Annotated in this window: 21 protein-coding genes and 1 pseudogene; 9 read left to right on the top strand and 13 right to left on the bottom strand. The window is 62.2% G+C overall.

The annotated features are described in order from the left end of the window. Positions 1 to 2: 2 nt before the first annotated feature. The 4 genes from OC450_RS03700 to OC450_RS03685 all read right to left on the bottom strand — a co-directional run bounded on the left by OC450_RS03700 (position 3) and on the right by OC450_RS03685 (position 5,301). The gene (locus OC450_RS03700) at positions 3 to 959 is read right to left on the bottom strand and encodes a phosphate acetyltransferase (RefSeq protein ID WP_256806155.1); all 957 of its coding nucleotides are present in this window, start codon (positions 957 to 959) and stop codon (positions 3 to 5) included. 23 nt (positions 960 to 982) lie between these two features. Beyond that, positions 983 to 3,211 (bottom strand): DUF3141 domain-containing protein, encoded by a 2,229-nt coding sequence (locus OC450_RS03695; protein ID WP_262047190.1) that lies wholly within the window; start codon positions 3,209 to 3,211, stop codon positions 983 to 985. 65 nt (positions 3,212 to 3,276) lie between these two features. Next, complete coding sequence (locus OC450_RS03690) at positions 3,277 to 4,365, bottom strand: AI-2E family transporter (RefSeq protein WP_262047189.1); 1,089 nt, start codon at positions 4,363 to 4,365, stop codon at positions 3,277 to 3,279. 90 nt (positions 4,366 to 4,455) lie between these two features. Beyond that, positions 4,456 to 5,301: an HD domain-containing protein gene (locus OC450_RS03685; RefSeq protein WP_211384734.1), complete on the bottom strand. Its 846-nt coding sequence runs from the start codon at positions 5,299 to 5,301 to the stop codon at positions 4,456 to 4,458. 207 nt (positions 5,302 to 5,508) lie between these two features. Between OC450_RS03685 and OC450_RS03680 the strand changes: the two genes are divergently transcribed. The 3 genes from OC450_RS03680 to OC450_RS03670 all read left to right on the top strand — a co-directional run bounded on the left by OC450_RS03680 (position 5,509) and on the right by OC450_RS03670 (position 7,093). Beyond that, entirely contained in the window at positions 5,509 to 6,042 is a 534-nt protein-coding gene (locus OC450_RS03680) for a GNAT family N-acetyltransferase (protein WP_262047188.1), read from the top strand. Between the two features lie 162 nt (positions 6,043 to 6,204). Continuing rightward, positions 6,205 to 6,699, top strand: coding sequence for a hypothetical protein (locus OC450_RS03675; protein WP_211384732.1), 495 nt, complete (start codon positions 6,205 to 6,207; stop codon positions 6,697 to 6,699). Between the two features lie 154 nt (positions 6,700 to 6,853). Continuing rightward, complete coding sequence (locus OC450_RS03670; RefSeq protein ID WP_211384731.1) at positions 6,854 to 7,093, top strand: hypothetical protein; 240 nt, start codon at positions 6,854 to 6,856, stop codon at positions 7,091 to 7,093. Between the two features lie 78 nt (positions 7,094 to 7,171). On the opposite strand, the gene OC450_RS03665 is transcribed toward OC450_RS03670, so the two are convergent. From OC450_RS03665 to OC450_RS03655, 3 genes are all read right to left on the bottom strand, one after another. Next, positions 7,172 to 7,927, bottom strand: a complete 756-nt coding sequence (locus tag OC450_RS03665) for an outer membrane protein (RefSeq protein WP_211384730.1) — start codon at positions 7,925 to 7,927, stop codon at positions 7,172 to 7,174. Positions 7,928 to 8,232: 305 nt separating this feature from the next. Next, positions 8,233 to 8,496: a hypothetical protein gene (locus tag OC450_RS03660; protein ID WP_211384729.1), complete on the bottom strand. Its 264-nt coding sequence runs from the start codon at positions 8,494 to 8,496 to the stop codon at positions 8,233 to 8,235. A 413-nt stretch (positions 8,497 to 8,909) separates the two neighbouring features. Then, positions 8,910 to 9,428 (bottom strand): hypothetical protein, encoded by a 519-nt coding sequence (locus OC450_RS03655; protein WP_249129145.1) that lies wholly within the window; start codon positions 9,426 to 9,428, stop codon positions 8,910 to 8,912. Positions 9,429 to 10,122: 694 nt separating this feature from the next. Here OC450_RS03655 and OC450_RS03650 point away from each other — a divergent pair. Further along, entirely contained in the window at positions 10,123 to 10,398 is a 276-nt protein-coding gene (locus OC450_RS03650; RefSeq protein WP_211384728.1) for a hypothetical protein, read from the top strand. A gap of 145 nt (positions 10,399 to 10,543) precedes the next feature. On the opposite strand, the pseudogene OC450_RS03645 reads toward OC450_RS03650, so the two are convergent. From OC450_RS03645 to OC450_RS03620, 6 genes and pseudogenes are all read right to left on the bottom strand, one after another. After that, positions 10,544 to 10,879: pseudogene (locus OC450_RS03645) on the bottom strand (branched chain amino acid aminotransferase); the annotation flags it as partial. A gap of 28 nt (positions 10,880 to 10,907) precedes the next feature. Then, positions 10,908 to 11,768, bottom strand: a complete 861-nt coding sequence (locus tag OC450_RS03640) for an acyl-CoA acyltransferase (protein WP_211384727.1) — start codon at positions 11,766 to 11,768, stop codon at positions 10,908 to 10,910. Between the two features lie 11 nt (positions 11,769 to 11,779). Next, complete coding sequence (locus OC450_RS03635; RefSeq protein WP_262047187.1) at positions 11,780 to 12,937, bottom strand: homoserine O-succinyltransferase; 1,158 nt, start codon at positions 12,935 to 12,937, stop codon at positions 11,780 to 11,782. A 27-nt stretch (positions 12,938 to 12,964) separates the two neighbouring features. Then, a complete protein-coding gene (locus tag OC450_RS03630) occupies positions 12,965 to 14,239 on the bottom strand; it encodes an O-acetylhomoserine aminocarboxypropyltransferase/cysteine synthase family protein (protein WP_211384725.1) in 1,275 nt (424 codons plus the stop codon). A 31-nt stretch (positions 14,240 to 14,270) separates the two neighbouring features. After that, positions 14,271 to 15,275 carry an amino acid--[acyl-carrier-protein] ligase gene (locus OC450_RS03625; protein WP_262047186.1) on the bottom strand — a complete coding sequence of 335 codons (1,005 nt, stop codon included), beginning with the start codon at positions 15,273 to 15,275 and terminating at the stop codon, positions 14,271 to 14,273. Positions 15,276 to 15,300: 25 nt separating this feature from the next. Then, the gene (locus OC450_RS03620; protein ID WP_262047185.1) at positions 15,301 to 16,527 is read right to left on the bottom strand and encodes an acyl-CoA dehydrogenase family protein; all 1,227 of its coding nucleotides are present in this window, start codon (positions 16,525 to 16,527) and stop codon (positions 15,301 to 15,303) included. Between the two features lie 243 nt (positions 16,528 to 16,770). Here OC450_RS03620 and OC450_RS03615 point away from each other — a divergent pair, with 243 nt between their 5' ends. The 5 genes from OC450_RS03615 to OC450_RS03595 all read left to right on the top strand — a co-directional run bounded on the left by OC450_RS03615 (position 16,771) and on the right by OC450_RS03595 (position 21,350). Beyond that, positions 16,771 to 17,040, top strand: a complete 270-nt coding sequence (locus OC450_RS03615; RefSeq protein ID WP_211384822.1) for a phosphopantetheine-binding protein — start codon at positions 16,771 to 16,773, stop codon at positions 17,038 to 17,040. A gap of 137 nt (positions 17,041 to 17,177) precedes the next feature. Then, complete coding sequence (locus OC450_RS03610; RefSeq protein WP_262047234.1) at positions 17,178 to 18,980, top strand: long-chain-acyl-CoA synthetase; 1,803 nt, start codon at positions 17,178 to 17,180, stop codon at positions 18,978 to 18,980. 34 nt (positions 18,981 to 19,014) lie between these two features. Continuing rightward, positions 19,015 to 19,260 carry an acyl carrier protein gene (locus OC450_RS03605; RefSeq protein WP_211384722.1) on the top strand — a complete coding sequence of 82 codons (246 nt, stop codon included), beginning with the start codon at positions 19,015 to 19,017 and terminating at the stop codon, positions 19,258 to 19,260. After that, positions 19,247 to 20,632, top strand: a complete 1,386-nt coding sequence (locus OC450_RS03600) for an AMP-binding protein (protein ID WP_211384721.1) — start codon at positions 19,247 to 19,249, stop codon at positions 20,630 to 20,632. Before OC450_RS03605 ends, OC450_RS03600 begins: the two co-directional genes overlap by 14 nt. After that, positions 20,625 to 21,350 (top strand): SDR family NAD(P)-dependent oxidoreductase, encoded by a 726-nt coding sequence (locus OC450_RS03595; RefSeq protein WP_262047184.1) that lies wholly within the window; start codon positions 20,625 to 20,627, stop codon positions 21,348 to 21,350. The genes OC450_RS03600 and OC450_RS03595 overlap by 8 nt, the downstream gene beginning before the upstream one ends. The last annotated feature ends 86 nt before the right edge of the window (positions 21,351 to 21,436 follow it).

Here is a 21,436-nt window from a genome sequence, read left to right as displayed (position 1 = left end):
GCTCACGCGGCAATCGTCGGAGCATGCTGGCGCCGCGCGTGGGCGTACAGCGCTGCCACCGCGCAGGAAGCCATCCTCGCGCGCGCCGAGTCCGCGCGCGAGGTCAGGACAACGGGCACCCGGGCTCCGAGCACGATGCCGGCGCCGTCCGCCTTGGCGAAATAGGCGAGATTCTTCGCGAGCATATTGCCGGCCTCGAGGTCTGGAACGACCAGGATCTGCGCCCGGCCGGCGACCTCCGATTTGATTCCCTTGATCCGCGCTGCCTCCATATCGATGGCATTGTCGAACGCCAGCGGGCCGTCGAGCAGCCCGCCGGTGATCTGGCCGCGATCGGCCATCTTGCAGAGCGCGGCCGCCTCGATCGTGGACGGAATCTTCGAGGTCACCGTTTCGACGGCCGACAGGATCGCCACCCGCGGCGACGTGCCGAAGCCCGCCTGATTATAGAGATCGATCGCGTTCTGAATGATGTCCCGCTTGGCGTCGAGATCGGGAAAGATGTTGATGGCCGCATCCGTCACGAAGATGGTCTCGGCATAAGCCGGCACGTCCATCACGAAGACATGGCTGATGCGTCGGTCGGTGCGCAGGCCGCCGACCTTGGCGGTGACGGCGCGCATCAGTTCGTCGGTGTGCAGACTGCCCTTCATCAGCAGCTCACCTTTGCCGACATGGATCAGTTCGACCCCGCGGGCGGCAGATTCGTCGCTGTGCGCGGCATCGACAATCTCGAAGGGAGCAATGTCGAGGCCGTGTTTGGCGGCCGTCTCCCGGATCTTCTTTTCAGGCCCGACCAGGATTGGCCGGATGATGCCGGCCTGTGCACTTTCGACGGCACCGCGCAGAGATGTCTCGTCGCAGGGATGCACGACGACGGTCGGGGTCGGCGGCACCGCCCTCGCGGCGGCGATCAGGCGGTCGTATTTGCTCGGGGTCTGCGTCGCGTCGGCTGACATGAGGCCGCTCCTTCCAACCAGTGTTACGACGCCTTCGCCTTGGGATCGAAAGGGGCAACGTTCGACGCCCTCCCCGACGTCTCGCCGGCGTCGAGACCGAACAGCGTTGCGACACGCTGCAGGCGGCTGGCGCGCTCGCCCGTGATATCCTCACTGGCCGACAGCACCTCGTTCATCGTCGTAAAGGCAGCTCGGCGTTGATTGACGTCGTCGGGGAGCAACTTCGGAATCGCAGCCAGCGCCGCCTCGCGATCGAGCAGCAGCATGAAGAATTGCTCGCGGACCAGCATCTTGAACTCTGGAAGCGTCAACTTCGCTCCGCTGTCGTCGCGACGAGCCTGCCGCAACGCCTCGATGCTGCGCTCGTCCACCATTCCTCTCGCCGAGCCGACATAGAGCAGGGCACGAATGGCAGCTTCGCGCAGTCCGCCCTCCCCAATCCTGGATTTGAGCTCGGCGGTCCGTTTCTCGAGCATGGCGCGGTGTTCGGCGGGCATCTCCCGCCGGTGCGACGGGTCGGCCTTCGGATCGATCCCGACGGCCGCCTGGAGCGCTGGCGAGCCATACACGTTGAGGAAGATCGCTTCGCTCAGCGCTTCCTGCGAATCGCGCCAGGCGTCCAGGACATGAACGATCTGCTTGGAGACCTGCTCCTGAAACGCCAGGAAAGGATTGTCCTTCGAAACCGGCTTGCGGTTCTCTTCCAAGCCATCCGCCGCCGACTTCACCGCCGTCATCCACGGATTCTGACTGCTGAACGCCTCATACTGCGTCCGCAACGGATGCAGATTGCGCATCAACTCCGCCGTTTGGGGCGCCACCATGCTCTTGATCCATGGCTGCACGAACTTCCGATAGGCGGCGAGGTTGAGCTCCGAGACTCGCTTGGCGGCGGCGAAGCGGCGCTCGTCCTCGGGCGAATTGCCGCCCATGGCCCGGATGTCGTCGAGCGTCCGCGCCTCGCAGCGCATCACCCACTCGCCGCTGGTGAGGTCCGCATGCGTGGTGTCGGCGCCCTTGGCCTCGAAGGTCGCCTCGTAAAGTCCGGGCGGCAGCACGTCGATCAGGTCGATATTGCTGGAGAATTCCGCGTGCTCCTTCTTGGCCACGCCGCCGGAGACGAAGATGCCGAGATGGCCGACGCTCTCGTGAACGGTGTAGACAATGGTCTGCCCATAGGACCTGATATCGTCGACGTCGGCATAGCAATCGAGAATCCAGCCCAGCGCCTGCTGCGGCGGCGTGATGTTGTCGCCTTTCGAGCAGAACACCACGATCGGCGACCTGATATTGCGCAAGTCCACCTGCTGGCCGTCGGACATCTTGATGTTGCCGGCGGCCAGATTGTTGCCGACGAAGAGCTCATCGACAATGAACTGGATTTCCTCGGCGTTGAGGTTGACGTGTCCGCCCCACCACCGCTCGAACTCGAGGTAACGCTCGGCCTCGGTGTCGACTTTCGAATAGACGTTATACTGCTTGGTCCAGAGCGTGTTCGAAGGATTCTGGCTCTCGAAATTCTGTACCAGCCAGGCGCCGTCGAATTTGCCTGCGCCGAGATCACCGACAAGTGCGGTCAGCCAGCTTCCGCCCAGCAGGCCGCCGGAATAGCGCATTGGATTCTTGCCGTGCACGCCCGCCCAATAAGCGAGCGGCGCACCGGCGATGATCAGCGGTCCGAACAGTTCAGGCCGCAGCGACGCCAGGATCATGACGGCCCAGCCGGCTTGACAATTGCCGATCACGCAGGGCTTGCCGTCGGCTTCCGGATGGCGGCTGATGACCTTCTCGATGAACAGCGCCTCGGCGTGCGCAATCCGTTCAATGGTCTGTCCCGGCATCGGTTCCGGCAGGAAGCCGATGAAGTAGCAGGGATGACCCGCTTTCATCGCGACACCGATCTCGCTGTCGGCCTTGAATCCGCCGATACCCGGGCCGTGCCCGGCGCGCGGATCGATCACGATGAACGGGCGGCGTGCAGGATCGATCTCGACATCCTTGGGCGGGATGATGCGGACCAGCGCATAGTTCACGGGTTCATCCAGCTTGCGACCGTCGATGATCAATTCGGCGGCATATTGCAGGACGTGCGGCGCCGTCTGGGCGACGTGCTCCCGATACTGGTCGCCGCGCCGGCGCATCACGTCGAGAAACAGGATACTTCGCTGTCCGGCATCGACCATGTATTCGACCGCCGAAGCGACAAGTCCGGACATCGCGCCACCGGGTAACGCAGGCATTTCCATCGACATGGTTCGACCTCATCGTCGTGTCGATTTCATTCAAAGGCCTGCGCATCCGCCAGTGTTGATTTAGGTCAACGCTCGGCCGCCAGCTTCGCCGGCGGAACACGTTTCGCGTGAATCCAGGCAACCGTCAGCTCCCAGGCCACCGACAGAATGATCGGTCCGATGAAGAGGCCGATGATGCCGTGGACAAGGGTTCCGCCGATCACCCCGATCAGGATGACGAGTGCGGGCGTGGTCAGGCCGCGCCCCATCAGCAGCGGTTTCAGGATGTTGTCGAGCACCGATACGACCACGAGAAACACCGTCAGCAGGAGCGCAATCGGAAATTCCTTGTCGGCCCAGATCCAGATGATGACCGGCAGGATGACGATCGCGCCGCCGATCTGCACGATCGACAGCAACAGCACCACGAATGCCAGAAGTCCCGCGGCACCGATGCCGGCCAGCTTGAATCCAATACCGGCCAGCAAGGATTGGACGATCGCAACGCCGATCACACCCTGGGCTACCGCACGGATGGTGCTACCGGCGAGGTCGAGGAAGTGCTCGCTCTGTTCAGGAACGATCCGCGACAGAAAGTCGCGACTCGCGGCGACGAGTTGCGGGCCGTACGGAAACAGGACACCGGCCACGACAACGGACAGCAGGAACTTGACCGTCCCCACACCGGCATTGCCGGCAAATCCAAGCAACGTCGTCGCGAAAGGCTTGAGATAAGGCACCACTTGGCGCAGCAGGGAACGAAGATTGGTCGAGGCTTGATCCCAGAGATCAAAGAGTTGAGGTCCGACGAGGGGCCATTCCTTGAGCGACTGAGGCGGCGTCGGAACCAGCACCTCACCCGCCGTCAGTTGCCCGGCAAGATCCCTGATCCCATCGACTGCGCCCATGCCGAGCCAGGTCGCGGGACCGATGACAATGGCGAGACTGACGAGGGTGAGAATTCCTGCCGCAAGCTTCGGCCGGCCGCCGAGAATTTTGGCGAGCCGCTGAAACACCGGGTTGAGCGCGACGGCGAGCACGACGCTCCAGGCCAGGATCGGCACGAACGGACGGATCAGGAGCAGCGTCCAGACGATCAGGACCGCGAGCAACCCCAGCCGGATCGCAAGCTGGACGATCTCGTCTCCGGAGAATATCTGGCGAAGTGTTCTCACGGACGTGCCCTCATCCACGCAGGTTGCAGGCGACGCTAATCTCCGCACTCGCGCGGCGATCTTGATCCAGATCAAGCGGCGATGGGTCTTCTAGGGCTGAGGTCCGGACAGGTTGAGTTCACGCTCGGCCCTGAATACGTTGCCGTAGAGACTCGCTATCCATTGCCGACCGCGCGAGGTCACGTTGAGGTAGCGTATCGCCGGCTGGATCTGGGGAGCTACGTTGCTCCAATAGAATTGCGGATATTTGTAGACGACGTCCGCCGGCGTTGCGTAGCCCAAGGTCTTGTTGAGTCCAATCTCTTCAAACTCGTAGAACAGTGCGTTCGACTTCTTCAGATAATTGGGATCGCCGAGCTGACCGATGAGATCAGCTGCGCGCAGCAACAATCCCTCCTCCTCCATGAGGCTATCATTGGAGGGCATCGTATAAGGAAACCGGGTATACTCGATCGCACGAGCGACCCGCTCTGCGTCCAGCTGTTCGACAGAATCCAACCGCTCCAGCACGAACAGCTTCGAGCGATCGACATGGTATGGCGCGAGAGCCGCGTCAGACGATCCTCGCGGCAGACGAACAGTGCCGCCGTTCACGTCGGCGATGAACAGCTCGTCCTCATCGCCTTGAACGACGCCGCGCACGTATCCGATGTCATGGGCAAGGCACGCCAGAATGAAATTCGCATAGTCGTTCGCCGTGGTGGGACGCAGCAGCGAACGACCAGTCAGAATATCGTGCCCGGCAAGGGTCACGAGCAACGTATGCTCGATGTTATGATAGAGGGCATCGCTATTGCCGATGCACTCCATGGTGAGCTTTGCCGCGAACGGAAGCAATTCGGTCAGACCGGAATGCGAGGCGCCGAACCGGTCCTTGGTTTCTGTGGTCAGAAATGCGCCCAGAGCTTGCGACACCAGTTCCGGAACTGTGATCATCAGGCCGCTCCACGATGGTAGATGGGGACGATATTTTAGATCTGGCTCACCACTCTCCGCGCCCCATGAGTCAAGCGCCGCGAACGAACAAGTACGGCGGCCGATATCGCGCCGGCCCTTGACACAGATCAAGCCCGCAGCCAACCGGGTTGGTCATGGACGAGGCTCCGGTAGTTGCATTGGCAAGCTCCTGAGACAAGACCGCGCATGTCGAACACCGCCACATACAGCGCAACAGAGCACCTGCGGGACGGCAGCCCGGTCGAGATCCGCGCGCTTCGGCCGGAGGATGAGGCCGAAATGCTCGCCGCACTGGACCAGACGAGCCCGCAGTCGCTGCAGCGCCGGTTCTTTGCCATGAAGCGTCATTTCTCCGACAAGGAGCGGGCCTTCTTCATGGAGGTCGATTTCAGTAATCACGTCGCGCTGGTGGTGCTGGCCGCGCAGGCCGGCCGGGACATCATCGTCGGAGGCGGTCGATACGTTGTCTTCGAGCCCGGACGGGCCGAGATGGCCTTCGTCGTCGTCGATGCCTGGCAGGGACGCGGCGTCGGCTCTATCCTGATGGATCATCTCGGCAGGATTGCCGTCAATTCGGGATTGCACGAGCTCACGGCAGAAGTCCTGCCCGAGAACAAGGCGATGCTGGCCGTGTTCGGCAAGTTCGGTTTCAAGCCGGACGCGCGCAGCGACCCGCATACGATCCATCTGGCGCGGCGCCTCGGACAAGCGAGCCGGTGACCGGCCGGCGCCGCTTAGGGGCGTCCATCTCCGCTCGTTTGATTCAAATCAAGGCCGGTTCCGCAGCGACCGCAAACATTTCATCTGCACGGTGATGCCGCCCGCGCGACGGAGCCCTTCCCTCGCCGGTCTGTCGATATTTCAACCCAGACGGAGGACGTTATGACGTTCACGAAGGCAGCATTTACGACGATTCTTACTGTCGCCGGCACGTTCATTTTTGTACCCGGAAGCCAAGCCGCGCCGTTGCCGACCCATGTCGGCGCGATGAAAGCCGTGCTCGACAACGATGTCGTGCAGGCACGCTATGGCGGCTGGGGCTATCGCGGCGGATGGGGCGGAGGCTACCGCGGAGGAGGATGGGGTTATCGTGGCCTGGGTTATCGCAGCGCCGGATATGGCTATAGAGGTTATGGATATAGAGGTTATGGCTATCGCGGATGGGGAGCCGGCGCCGTCGTAGCAGGCGCCCTCGTCGGCGGCGCGATCGCAAGCTCCGGCTACTATGGCGGAAGCCCCTACTACGGAGGAGGATACTCCTATTACGGCGGCGGATACGGCTCCGATTATTGTCCGCCCAGCGCTTATGGCGCCTACGGCAGTTATGGCGGTTATGGCGGCTACTACGCGAGGCGGAGCTATTACTCCGGCTGGTGAATCCTGGCTCGGGACTTAATGAGCACGCGCTTTTGCTACCGTCACTCTGCGCTCTGCGTCTTGCTGGCGCGGGCGCTACACTTTCGTTGATCTGGATCAACTCGCACGCAGAGCGCAGGCATCGACTACGGCTCCAATCCAGAGGAGGCCGGAAATGAAGCCATCAATCGGATTAGCCGTCGCGTTGGTGATGATCGGATACGTCTTCGCGAGTTCTGAAAGCGCCAATGCCGTGGTGTACTGCCAATATGTCGACTATCCACCCAGCTGTGTCGCGCGGGCGGGCGTCGTGCTGCGGCCCAGACCCGTCGCGGGCGCAGTTGCACGCGAGGCAGTGCGGCCCGGCACTCCGGCCAATCGCGGCGGTCCAGTCGATCGCGTTGGCAGGCGCTGATCGGCCTGCTGCGATAGCCCCGGAAAAATCAGGGCCGGCACTGCTGCCGGCCCCCTGAAGACCTCAGACCGGGAGAGCTCAGTACCTCGCGACGACCGGGTTGCCATAGCTACCGAAGCGGTAGTTGAAGCGCACGGTGACCATATCGACGTCCTGGGTGACCCGGTCGTTGACAAAGGCGGCAAGTCGCGGATCAGCGATCGTGAACGAATTATTCCGGTGTCCCATGAACAAATGGTCGTATTCGAGACCCACCGACCAGTTCGGCGTGAAGCCATACTCGAACCCAACACCAATGACGCCACCCCAGCGGGTTGCGCTTTGCGCGACCAGCTCGGTGCCGGAGGGCGTGTCAAGAATGCTGAGGCGGTTGTCGGTGACCGCCGCGCCGCCCTTCACATAGAGCAGCGACGCATTCCAGGCGTAACCGATCTGGCCGGTGAAGAGGCCGATGGCACTGGTCTTGGAGCGCGTGGACAGCGTCGCATCGATCAGGCTGACGCGCTGGTTGCTGAGATCCGCCCAATCGCCTTGAGCTTCCAGACCAAACACCCACTGGCTGGCTTGCCAGCGATAACCGAGCTGGCCACCGATGACGCCACCGGACCGATCGCGGCAGCCGGAAGCGACGGCTACGCCGGCCGCGTCAAGGAAATCAACGCAGTTGTGGTTCTGCGCCCAGCCACCATTGCCGCCGATATAGAAGCCGGTCCAATTGTAGATCGGAATAATCGGTGCCGGTGGCGGAGCCTTTACGGCCATATCGGCAGCCATGGCGGTCCCCCCCGCGCACAGCGCCACCAGACCAACGGTTGTCAGCAGAAGCCTTCTCATTGTGTGCTCTCCTTGCCGGCCGTCTCTGATTGCTCGAAACGGCGGGTTGTTGCAATGCAATCATCCCCCAACTTCCGGCTGAAACTCTACGGGCGAGCGTTCGATCTCCCCGTGCCATAATGGCAACACTCAAGACTTTTCGAACTCGGCACTGAAACTCGACCCTAATCTGTCTCGCCGGCCGGCACGAACGACCTGTCCGCTGATGACTTGACCGTTGATGACTTGGTCCGAATGACGGAAAGCAGCCTGCCCGCCAGGGTTCGCTTCTCGTGACAGGCAAGGATCGGATGCGATTGCGTCGACTATCTTTCCAGGTCGCGCTTGGCCCCGGAGACCTCCTCGTCTTGCTCGATCCAGGACGGGATGTCGCTCGAGGGGATCAGCCGTCGCGGCAAAGAGGGATTGAGCGTGCCTGCGAACACGATCAATCCTTCATTGAACTTCTCTCGCGCAAAAGCCCGCGCTTCTTCTTCGTTCTCGAATGTGCGGGTCTCCCGGGGACTTCGCCGCTTCGGCAAGGTCCCACGCCTGTGCACTTCGAAGGTAACGTACCAGATCTGCGGCATCCGCCAGCTCCCGTATCGCGATCAAGCGGATATCTGTCGACCCAAAATGACCAGTGAGATCATGTCGTCGTCCTGGTTGCGCCGCTCTTCGCGACGCTCGGTGCGTCTCGTGCGCCGCTCATGACGTGCTTCCCCGTCTCTCCTGGCGTCGTTCCATGCCGACCGTCTGCGCCAGCGCTTGTATTCCGAACAGGAACGTGCCGGATGGCGCCAATCCGAGCGCCGCGGCCAATCCCGGCAGCGAAAGAGCCTCTCGGCGAGCGACTGGTTCACACCTTGAAGTTTCACGCATGTCTGCGATCTCCCGATCTCGAGGACGTTTCAGTCGTCAATTGCTCGACGTGCATTGATCGTCGTCAGCGATCAGCGTCGTTGCCATGGCCGCTCAGACCCAGCGATCGGACCGGCCATGCTCACCACAACTGGGACCCGAACCAGCCAAATTGCGGCGGTCGCGCAACGAGCCGGATGCGTCTTTCGATGTGCCTTCTTGCAATTTTGCTTTGACGCTGCGGCTTCGCTTCAGGCTTTGTCGACTGACGCGATTGCAGTCGTTCTGCATCGAGCGGTCGAAGCTGGGCAAATGCCTCCTGCGCGCGTATCTCTCGGGAGTCGGCGCCGGGCGGGGCAGCAAGCTCCGCCTTCGCGATGTCCGTCGGCACGATCGTGGGCTGGCTGGTGTCGAGAACGACTCGCTCCGGCAATTTCAAATTGGAATGGATGCGGATGGCGACCGAAGCACCGGGCCCGCCGCGCATGGCGGGCCGATCCAGAAGAAAGGCATCCGCAATGAAGAGCAGCGCCAGCAACGCACCGCCGACATAGACCAGGTATGACGAGACGGGCATTGTCGGCGCCATCATTGCCGCGGTTTTTCGTCCGGAAAGCAACGGCCGGCGGCGGCAACATTGGCGAAACAACGCAACCTGCATGGGCGTGGTTGCCTAAATCGAACCGCCGTTGCATCTGCCGCGGCGTATCCCTGGCGAAGCACTTGCCGAGGCTTGCGGGGCGTTCGCGCACGCATGCTTCAGCAGGCTGATGTTCATCGCATTGCCGCCCGGCTTCGCTTGAGCCAGATCAACGAATCGGGTTTTAGCGACGTTGCCTCGCGCGACGCTGCACAGCTTGGTCAGCTCCGGTGACATGCACTTTGGTACAATGACCACGAGAGCAATTGGACGGGCGCGGCTCGCAGCGTAGGACTCTCGTGGTGTACATCGAGCTTCTGGCAGGGAGGGCCGATGATGAGTCAGTTCGAGCTGAGTTCGCGCGCAGCACTTTGCCGGCAGCTTGCGAGCCGGGATCCGGAAAACCGATCCGCGTGGATGGCCGAGGCAAGAAGCTGGTCACGCCTGGCGGACGAGACGCTTCATGATGAGCACGGATTGAGAAGTGGTGTCGTTGCCAGATTTTGCTTCGCATTCGGCAAATTTGTCGCGGCGCAACACGGGCCAACGGACCAAACGACAGAGATGATGAAGCGCAGATCGAGTAGCGCCATGCCGCCTCGGAGCCTGTCACCGACCGCTTGGGACATTTCTCCGAGTTCCTTGACCTTGATCAATGGTCGGAGCACCAGTCCATGGATCGATCCAAATTCACTCTCACAGAATGGAGACCATCATGAAGCGTGGCATGCTCGGAAAGCTCCTACTCGCTGTTGCCGTGATCGCCCTCGGAGTATCTGGTTCGCTTGGCTGGTCAGCTGACGAAGGCCTTTCGCTATCGCTGGGCGAGGCCCAGGCACGCGTCGGACGGCCCCTCACGCCAGTGTCGGTGGCCGGCGTTGCACGCCGCACGACCAGGCGCGCGGTGGTTGGCGGTGCGGCCGTCGGCGCGGCCGCGGTCGGCACGGCATGCGTCCGCGTGCTGGTCAACGGGGCTTATGTCTGCCGCTGACGGCCGCCATTTCCGGCTCTGAACGCCGCATCCTGCAGGATGACGTCCCCGCAGGATGCGCCAGCTGCGCATCCGATTCTCGATGGCAACATCAATGGGATTGGCTCATTCAGCCATACTGAGGCGTGTACGAGTTGCCTCGGCTCAGCGCACTTTCCGCAACACCGTTCTGCGGCCAGTACATCGGGCAAATGTACGGTTCGGCATCGACTGGGAAACGAGCGATGCCTTCACGCGACAGTCCGAGCCACGTGCCGAGATCGACGACTTTGAGCCCGAAGTTGACCGCGGATTGATTGACGCGGGCGCAATGACGATCAAGGTCGAACGCCTTCGAAGGTGCGCGCGCCATCGAACGCGATCGAGGGGAGCCAGAGCCCATGGGTGCGTGGCCCCAAGATCGGCACGTTACCCTCGTGCCACTGGCCCGGAAGAATTTCAGTGTCCGCGAATGACTGACGGAGCTGTTGCCGGGATCCATGACGAATCTCCAATTTGGGACGACTGAACTATGGTCCGTAAATCACCAGTTCGGAATCCGATAGATCGGCAAGCCGGGGGCAATGAGGACCCTTGAAGTATTTGCAGCCGATCTGCTTCCTGTAGATGCCGACGAGGGCAACTACGGGGCCGTTGGCGTCGAGTGCAATCGATATCCTGCCGCGCCGCAGCAAGAAGCGGCCGATAGCGCCGGCGCACGCGACATAATCGGCCACATCGGGGCAATAGATCATCTGCATCGCCGGCAGCCTGATGCGACCGACGCGCATCGGCTGCAGGACAAACGGAAAGGCGGGGCCATCGGCGGCGCGGCATACCAGGCTGAGGCAGCCGTAAGCTGCGTGACGTGCTAGCAGCGCGCCGTCGGCTTCGGACAAGCCGTCGACCGTCTGTGCGTCCGGCCCGACGACTTCGACGCGCATAGCCTTGACCGGACGCGACACCGCCGGAAAAGAGAAAAATAACCCGCCGCAATAGCGCCGGAATCCCTGCGCTTCGATGGCGCGCCAGGTCCATTGCGCCGGACTGATATTGACGTAGGTGACGTCCTTGTTGCGCTGCGCGACCTTGGTCAGCATCGGCGCATAGCTGCGAAAAGCAGGTTCCAGGTACCAGCTGGAGAGATTGCAGCGAATGGAGGCACAGCCGTCATCATTCCGTGCGGTGTGGATCAACAGAAGAGCGCCGACGGGCCTGCGGTCATGCTCGAGCATGTAGCCGAAGCGCGGGAAATTGTCGGGCGTCTCCCGCACAGACAGGCGCCGGAGTCCGTCGATCCAGTAGTTGCGCGAGCGGATCGGAAATCCGCGTGTCAGAAGATCGGCGATGGCGTCAAGATCGGCTGCTCCTATCTCGCGGCATCGGATCATGGCCCGAACTCTCACTCATAATATCCCAGCTTCTTTCTGGTCATCAGGTTTGGCGAGCGCGCCAGATGAGCAGATCGAGCGACGACCAACTTGCGTCCATGACGACGCGCCGGAATCCCGGTTGCGGAGAGAACAGCTTCTCGCGCCCCCAGCGGCTTTGTGCGTCCAGCTCGCTGCGACACCATGTACAGCAACCAGTTGCGGTATATGCGCTTGGCTGGCTGATGCCAGACGTTGCTCAGATCCTTCGCCGTCTGATCGGCTGGAAAGTCGGCGAAAAGCTCCGGGCGTCTGCCGGAAAGGGCTTTCTGTCGAAAAGCGATCAGCATCTCTTTCGCTTCCTCGTCCAAATAACCCCTCGGTATCGTCGGACAGACTTCATTCTCTCCGCGGAGGAAGCGTCCCATATCTCTCCTGTATTCGCCCAATAGGGTCCGGGTTTCGTATTCCGGATGGCCCTGGAAATGGACGAAAAGGCTCTTCTTCTGCTGCTTGACGAAGCAGTCGACCCCAGCCTCCGCCGACCAAGTGAGAACCGAATATCCGCAGTTCGAGAGATCCTCCTCCTGCACCTCGTTCCACCGGGCGTGCGGTATTCGGAAGGTCCTCGGCACATCGTGCATCAAGGGATGATGTCTCGTCTTTGTTTGAGCGAAGACGCCGAAGCATTTGGTAGGCAGCTTGTGGCGCGCAATGCCGTCCATATGCAGGACGGCCCCATGGACGGCCAGACAGGAAAACACCGACGACACGGTATTCTCCCTGGCCCAGTCGGCGATCTCGGCGAAGGTGGTCCAATATGGCTCTTCCGTCAGACTGGCAGCTCTCGGCTCGGCACCGGTCACGATCACTCCATCCAGGCTTCCTTTCAGCAGATCGTCGATGCCGCGATAGTATCGACGCACGTAGTCGCGTCCCCATTCGGAACGGGGAGTCGCCTCCATCGTATAGAAATGCAGCCTGACGCTAAGTCGTCCGGCCGCCGCATCGAGCAGGTCGAAGATCTGGCGCTCGGTCGACATCAAGGCAGCATCCGACATGTTGTTGATGAGCCCGATGTCGAGGCAATCCACCCGATTTCCGGGTGACGCCGTCGCACAAGCACCTCTGTTCGATACTCTCGAGAAGAGGTGGTGCTCGTACGAATCTATGTCGATTAGGACAGTCATCCGAATGCCTTCATGCTTTACGAAACATCAATTCGCGGCACAGAGAGCCTGATCGAGATCCGCGACGATGTCGTCGATGTGCTCGATTCCGACGCTCAGTCTGATCATCTCGGGCCGCACGCCGGCTTTGTCCTGTTCTTCGGGCGACATCTGCCGGTGCGTTGTCGATGCGGGATGGCAGGCGAGCGTTTTCGCGTCGCCAATATTGACCAGCCGCTTACAGAGCTTCAGCGCGTCGTAGAACCGCTTGCCCGCCTCGAAGCCTCCAGCCACGCCAAAAGTCAGCAGCGAACACGCCCGACCACCTAGATACTTCTGCATCAACTCGTAATAGGGGCCGCCGTGAAAGCCCGCATAATTCACCCACCCGACACGGCGGTCATTGCGCAAGAACTGTGCGACCTTTTCGCCATTCTCGACGTGCCGCTCGATCCGGAGCGCGACGGTCTCAATGCCCTGGAGTAGCAGAAACGCGTTCATCGGCGCCAGGACGGCGCCGGTGGTCCTCTGGGAGACGGCACGGCAACGGGCAATGTAAGCGGCGGCCCCGTAGCGCTCGGTAAAGACCAGCCCGTGGTACGATTTCTCCGGCTCATTCATCATCGGGAAGCGCCGGCGATGCTCCGCCCACGGGAACCTGCCGCTGTCGACGATAATTCCACCGAGCGTGGTCCCATGCCCGCCCATGAATTTCGTGAGCGACTCCACCACGATGTCTGCGCCGTATTCGATCGGCCTGAGCAGGATCGGTGTCGGCACCGTGTTGTCGACGATCAGCGGAACGCCGTGCCTGTGCGCGACGTCGGCCATTGCTTCGATGTCGCAGACGTTTCCGGCCGGATTTCCGACGCTCTCACAGAACACCGCCCGCGTATCATCGTCGATCAGTTTTTCGACGCTCGCCGACCGGTCGTCTTCCGAAAACCGGACCGTGATGCCCTGCCTCGGCAGGATGTATGCGAACAGCGTATGCGTCGTGCCGTAGAGCTGCGGAACCGAGACGATGTTGCTGCCCATCTCCGTGATGTTGACCACCGCATAGTTCACCGCGGCCTGACCACAGGCCACGCTGAGCGCCTCGATGCCTCCTTCCAGGGCGGCGACGCGCTTCTCCAGCACCGCGTTGGTCGGATTGCCGATCCGGGTATAGCGGAAGCCGTCCACTTCAAGGTTGAAGAGCGCGGCTCCATGGTCGGCGCTGTCGAATGCGTACGAGGCCGTCTGGTAGATCGGCACGGCAACGGCTTTCGTTGCGGGATCGCTTTCGAAGCCGCCGTGGACGGCGAGAGTCTCTCTCTTCATGGAGGCTGGCCTTCGGCTCTTCGATCCCGGGCTAGCTCCCGACTTCCTTGGCGCATCGGACCCCCTCTAATACTGACGGCGCCCGGCGATCGGTCTGCGCGAAGCCCAGCAGATTCCGCACTGCGCTCGGCCACAAGGTGACGTCATTGCCGTGGGTGTGGAACATGGCGACGGCGAGACGGTCCATCCCAAAGGCCACGCAGGCGGTGTGGGCCGGCTCGGAGGCAGCATCGACGAGGCCCCAGGCAGTGCCGAAATGATCCCGATGGTAGTTGAAGCTCATGCAGGCGGTCGGCCGCTCCTCGGAGCGAAGAGGCACCAGCAGTTCGAACTTCAGCGACTGCTGCTTTTGGCTCACCGCCATCATCTGACCGACCCGGCCGAAGAACGGGTCGTTGGCATAGTCGACCCTGAAGGTTAGCCCGAGATCTCGGGCGATCTTCTGGGCGCGTATGATCCAGCGCTCCCGAAACGCCGAGACGTGATCGGCGCTACCGATGCAGACGAATTCGCGCATCCTGAAGGACTGCAGCCGGTCGAGGTGGCGCGAGGGCTCGCGACGGAAGCACTCGGCGGCCACATCGAAGCTCCAACCGCCTGCCGGCACGGGACCTCGGCTCGCCGCGATCGGATAGACCGGATAGCAGGCGGCCGGCGACAGAACAAGATCGGCCGGCGATAACGACGCGGTCCAGTCAACGCCGGCATCGAAGCGGCTGACCGCCGCGTCGATCTCGCTTTCCGTGCCGTGCAAGCCACAGACGCAACCGAGGAGGTTGGGAAAGCTCTTCAGATAGCCCGACCTCTCAAGCTGGGCGCGGCTCATGACCGGCGGGAAGCGCATCACCTCAGTGTTCAGTTCGCGATTCCGTGAGATCACCGCCGCAATTCGCTCCACGACGTCCTCATAGAGCGCCGTGCGGCCATAGACGCCGGGAGAGCCCATCTCGTGGAACAGCGCATCGGCGAGATGGTCCAACGGATCGGCCGGAGACAGAGTGGAGTCAGCCGGTTCTTTAACAATGGCCACGTTCATCAGGCCTATTCCTTTTGAGAGAAAGTCAATCGTATAGAGAGTCCGGAACGGTGCTCATCAGCGTGGAGGTACCGATGCTGGCGAGGATGCGATCGTTGTTGATCATGATCGGAGCGGAAAGCACGTCGCGCAGGTGGCGGCCAATACTTACATCGGTGTCGTTGCGATAACCGGACAGGCCGCAGGCGCGCATCGCGTGCATGACGGCTGCCACCGCGAGTTCGGAGGCTTCCACCTTGAGAAGATTGATCGAGGACTGGAAGTCGACGGACGACAGCGCGCGCTCGTCCCGTTCGCGAACTTCATAGAACTGAAGATTCGCGGCGATGATGGCGCGCAGTTTCGTCAGCGTCATTTTGGCGGCGGTGAAGTGCGCCGCGCCGGGAGGCATATTGCCGCCCGACCCACGCGCGGCCTTGCGGATGAAGAGCTGCGCCCGATCCACAGCGGCTGCCGCGATCCCTGCCCATACCGAGGACCAGCACAGGTGGGCGACGGGCGTCATCGTCTGCGCATGAATCTTTTCGTATGCCACGGGGAATATCTGGTCCGCAGCACCCCTGAAATTCAGTTTGAACCCGGCGCTGCAGGTCCCACGCATGCCAAGCGTCTCCCACGCGAGAGTGGGCTCCAGCGTATATTCGTCACGGGTGATGGCCAGTAGCACCTGATCGGATCCGGCAGCGGAGTCGGAGCGACGGGCGATGGTGATGATGCCGTCGGCCTCGGCTCCGTACGAAATCACCGTCGCGTCGCGCACCAGAGAAATCTCGGTGCCAGCGCTCTCCACTGCGGCCGAACTGAAGCGTATGTTCCCGCCGTTTTGGCCTTCCGTGGTCGAAGATGCCAGCAGCAGCTGCTCGGCAGCCACGCGACGCATGAGACTTTCGTGCCAGCCGCTGCCCGCTCCGTGGCGGACCAGGCATGCGACCTTGGTCTGATGCATCGCGAAGATCATCCCGGCCGAGGCGCAGGCGCGGCCGAGTGCGTAGCACATATCGGCCACCTCGGAGATAGACGCTCCGCCTCCACCGAACTCGATCGGGATCTGAGCGCCCAGGAGTCTCTCCTTGCGCGCCGCGTCGATCGCCTTCCGCGGGAAGCGTGCCTCACGATCGACCGCCTCGGCTTCCGCCGCAGCGACCTCCGCGACAACCGCTGCCCGCTGCCGGAACGAGGGGCCGTCGGGAGAGAATGCTATTCGGCCGATGCCCGTGGCGATGTTGCGGAACTGGACCTCCTGCACACTCATGGGCCAAAGCCTCCTATTTCATCGTTGTCATGGTTGGACGACGCGTGCCCGGTCGAGATGGATTCCGCTCAAAATTCACAGCTAGCCCACTTCCCTTGCTGCGTCGTTGGCGCAGAAGTGGGTGTCAAGGAGCTACCACTCCCGGGCGAGGTACCTCCGAAGCAGAGCTATTGGCCCGAGGAGTAGTTGGGTATCGTCGTCCCGATTGTGATCACGCCCGGCTGCGGTGAGGGGGCCAGTGAAATGCACGACTTTGTCGTCAACGTTCAGGACCGTGTTCTCTCCGTCGTCAGGAACGTCATCCGGCAGAACGCGATCACCGCCGATGTCCACCCGGAGTCCCGGCTGGTGGATATCGGGTTGAGCTCGATGGGCATGGTCGAGCTAATGCTCAAGATTGAAGCGGAATTTGATCTCATCCTTCCCCAACTCGAAATCACGCCCGAAAATTTCCAATCGGTGAAGGCGATGGAGCGAATGATCCTCAACCAACTCGGACCCGGGTCGGGATGACGCCGGATGAACGGAGATTCCGCTTCGACAACCTGGCGAGCGGCATCGACAAGGATTGCGAGGTCGTTAGGGCTGCAACCTCGCCGCCCAGCGAGCAGGCGAGCACGGGCGTCGATACGGTCGTGAAGGCAGCTGTGATGCAGCGGACCACCAGACGCGGCGCTCCGCGGCGCCGACGCTCCGCCGCCAGGACCTGGCTGCAAGCCATCGCACTAACGGCGCGGGTCGACGCCCATCCGCATCGGTTGTTCGCCGACGTCGTGGAAGAATGGGCACAGCATCAGCCAAGGCGACCCGCTTTGCTCTCGGACGGCCAATCTTTCACGTATGGAGAACTCACCGCCCGGATCAACCGGTATGCGCGCTGGGCGCGGAGCCTCGGCCTTCATGCGGGCCGCACCGTCTGTCTGATGATGCCGAACCGGCCGGACTACCTCGCCTGCTGGCTCGGCATCAGCAGCGTCGGCGGGACAGTGGCACTGATCAATACCAGGCTGGTCGGCCGGTCCCTCGCCCATTGCATCGACGTAGCGCACGCGGATCACCTCATCCTCGCTGCCGATTGCGTGGATGCGTTCGAGAGCGCACGTCCGCACCTGCACCGCGTGCCGCAGACTTCGCCCCTCGGCACCGGCGACCCAAGCGACGATCTGGATGCGGCGCTCGCCGCCTTCGAGCCAAGTCCGCTGTCCTCCACCGAACGTGGCGACGTCACGATCGATGGACGCGCACTCCTTATCTACACCTCGGGCACCACGGGGCTACCGAAGGCCGCGAACGTCAGTCATCGCCGCATTCTCACCTGGGGCGCGTGGTTTGCCGGACTTACGGACGCGTCCACCGACGATCGTCTCTACGATTGCCTGCCGCTCCATCATTCCGTGGGCGGCGTCGCTGCCCCCTGCAGCATGCTCTACGCGGGCGGATCGGTCGTGATTGCGGAGAAGTTTTCCGCTGGCAGCTTTTGGGACGACATCGAACGTTTCAACTGTACTGTTTTCCAATATATTGGCGAGCTCTGCCGCTATTTGCTGAAGGCGCCGGCGTCTGAACAAAAGGCGCGACACGGGCTGCGGCTGGCTGTCGGCAACGGATTGCGGGGCGACATCTGGGAGATGTTCGCCAGCCGGTTCGCGATTCCGCAAATCCTCGAATTCTATGCCGCAACGGAAGGCAATTTCTCGCTGTACAACGTCGAAGGAAAACCCGGTGCGATCGGCCGGATCCCGCCGGTTCTGGCACATCGCTTTCCCGCCTCGATCGTCAAGATCGATGCCGACAGCAGCAGCCCGGTCCGGAGCGTCGCAGGGCTCTGCATCGCCTGCGCACCTGGCGAGATCGGCGAGGCCGTTGGACGTATCAGTGATGGCGATCGTGACGGCCGGCCTTTCGAAGGCTACACGGATCCCGAGGAGACCGAGAAGAAGATTCTGCGTGACGTCTTCGCCGAGGGCGACGCGTGGTTCCGCACCGGTGATCTGATGCTGCGCGACGAGCAGGGCTACTTGCACTTCGTCGACCGCGTCGGCGACACCTTCCGCTGGAAGGGCGAGAACGTCGCGACCAGCGAAGTGAACGACGCAATAAGGGACTGCCCCGGCGTTCTGGACGCCTCGACCTATGGGGTTGCCGTTTCCGGGGCCGATGGCCGAGTCGGCATGGCGGCCCTGGTGGTCGACGGAGGATTCGATTTCGGGATATTCAGCGAACACCTTTTGTATCGGCTTCCGCGCTATGCAGTTCCGGCATTCGTCAGATTGTGCCGGGCGCTCGAGGCGACCGACACTTTTAAGCAGAATAATCAGCGGCTGATCCGCGAGGGATTTGATCCTTCGGTGGTAGACGATCCGCTGTTCCTGCGCGATCCGGTGACCGGCGACTATCGTTCGATCGACCGGGCGGTCTACGCGCGCATCGTTGCGGGCGAAATCAGGCTCTAACATCGGCTCGGAAAGCCGAAATGTGAGGTGTATCATGTCGGTCAAGTCGAAGATTTTCTCTGCGATGAAGCAGATCGCCGAGGAACAAAAGGTCACGCTTCCGCCGCTTGAGGACGATCTGTCTCTGAACGAAACCGGGTTCGATTCGCTGGCATTCGCAATCCTGGTTGCGCGGCTCGAGGACGAAGTCGGTGTCGATCCATTCACTGTCGCCGAGGACGCAGCCTTCCCGTCAACCCTCGGCGAGTTTGTCAGAGCCTACGAGAATGTCCCAGCCTGACATCGTCGCGTTGCGCGAGTATCTCGGCCCGGAGCTGAAGGACCGCACGATTTCTGATGCCCGGCACACTGTATCGTTGACCGACATAATCCAATACAGCTGCTTGACCGGTAGATCCTGCGATCTGTCCGGCCGCTCCGTGCTGCTTGCGACGTCTGGACAGTTGCTGTCCGCACTCGCAATGATCGAGCTAGACGGCATCGCCCGCCGCCTGCTTCTATGCCCGCCCGACCTCGATTGGGATCGCCTGCAAGTCCTGCTCGAGCAGGCCGATATCGACACCATCGTCACCGATCGGCCGTTACATCGAAGTAGTGCTGGCAAGTACATCGTTATCGGCGTCGACCTGCCTGAGCGGCCGGCCATGGGATCGGAGGTCGATCGCGCGACCGAGTGGCTGATGCTGACCTCGGGGACATCTGGGCTGCCGAAGATTGTCCGGCATACGCTTGATGGGCTCGCTGGCGCGATCATCGCCGAGGGGCCCGCGCGCAACCGGAACGCAACCTGGGCGACGTTCTACGACATCCGCCGCTACGGCGGCCTGCAAATTTTCCTGCGAGCCGTGATCGGCGGCGGATCGATGGTGCTTTCGGAGCCAGGGGAAGCCGTCGCTGCCCATGTGGCGCGGCTGCGCGCGGGCGGCGTCACCCACATCTCAGGGACGCCATCGCACTGGCGCAAGCTCCTGATGAGCGGCGCGTCCGCCAATTTCTCGCCGGACTATGTCCGTCTGTCGGGCGAAATCGCTGACCAGGCAGTGCTGGACGGCCTGGCCGGGGCATTTCCGCGTGCGTCTATCGGGCATGCCTATGCCTCGACCGAGGCGGGCGTCGTTTTCAGCGTGGACGATGGGCGCGAGGGTTTTCCTGCCCACCTGATCGGGCAGAGTCACACCGGCGTTGAGATGAAGGTGGTCGACGGCTCACTGCGGATCCGTTCCCGGCGCACCGCGCGCTCCTATGTCGGCACCGATGCTCCGCCGCTCGCCGACACCGAGGGCTTCGTCGATACCGGCGATATGGTCGAACTGCGCGGCGAACGATACCATTTCGTGGGCCGGCGAGGCGGCATCATCAACATCGGCGGGCTGAAGGTGCATCCGGAGGAGGTGGAAGCCGTGATCAACCGGCATGCCTCCGTCCAGATGTCGCGCGCGCGATCGCGCAGGAGCCCGATCACCGGCGCCATTGTGGTCGCCGACGTCATTCTCGCCAACGGCACCGATGCCGAGCGCCACGAGACGATTCGCACGGAGATTCTCGGCCGCTGCAAAGATTGCCTGGCTGCATGGAAGGTGCCTGCGGTGATCCGCTTCGTCGAGCGACTCGACGTCACGGCAGCCGGGAAACTGGCGCGCGCCGATGCGTAACGTCATCGTCACCGGCGGCAGCCGCGGTATCGGTCTTGCCATTGCGCGCAGGCTCGCCGCATGCGGCGACTACAATGTGGTCGCGGTGGCGCGCCGCGAGAGCGGACAGCTTGCGGCTGCAGCCGGCGAAGCACAACGGCGACTGCATTTCCGCGCCTGCGACCTTGGGCTCACCGAAACGATTCCGGTCTTCGCAAAATCAGTGCGCGACGAATTCGGCGCGATCTACGGCCTCGTCAACAACGCCGGAATCGGTACCGATGGGCTGCTGGCCACCATGCACAATTCCGAAATTGAGGCCTTGATTCGCCTAAACGTACTGTCGCCGATCATCCTGACTAAATACGTGGCACGCCATATGATGGCCAACGGCGCCGGGCGGATCGTCAACATTTCCTCTATTGTCGCCTCGACGGGTTACAGCGGCCTGTCCGTGTACGCCGCGTCCAAGGCCGCCATTGCCGGCTTCACCCATTCGCTGGCCCGAGAAGTCGGCAGGGTCGGCATCACCGTGAACGCGGTCGCGCCCGGCTTCGTCGACACGGAGTTGACCAGGTCCTTGGACGAAAAAGGCCGCCAACGCATCGCTAGCCGCAGCGCATTGCGCCACCGCCCCGAAGCCGACGACGTCGCTTCCGTGGTCGAATATCTTCTCGGCGAAGGCGGCCGGAACATCACCGGCACCGTGGTGACGGTCGACGCCGGTAGCACTGCCTGACCGCTGAGAATCGGATCCCCGTCGCGGGTGACCTCTCCTCTTGGCTAAATTACTCGAATGTCGACCTAGCCTGACCGCAGGCTGGA

It is taken from the genome of Bradyrhizobium sp. Bra78 (assembly GCF_024519855.1).
In the GTDB taxonomy this organism is placed as follows: domain Bacteria; phylum Pseudomonadota; class Alphaproteobacteria; order Rhizobiales; family Xanthobacteraceae; genus Bradyrhizobium; species Bradyrhizobium japonicum_G.
The sequence above is the reverse complement of the archived record's forward strand: the minus strand, read 5'-3'. Positions and strand labels throughout refer to the sequence as shown.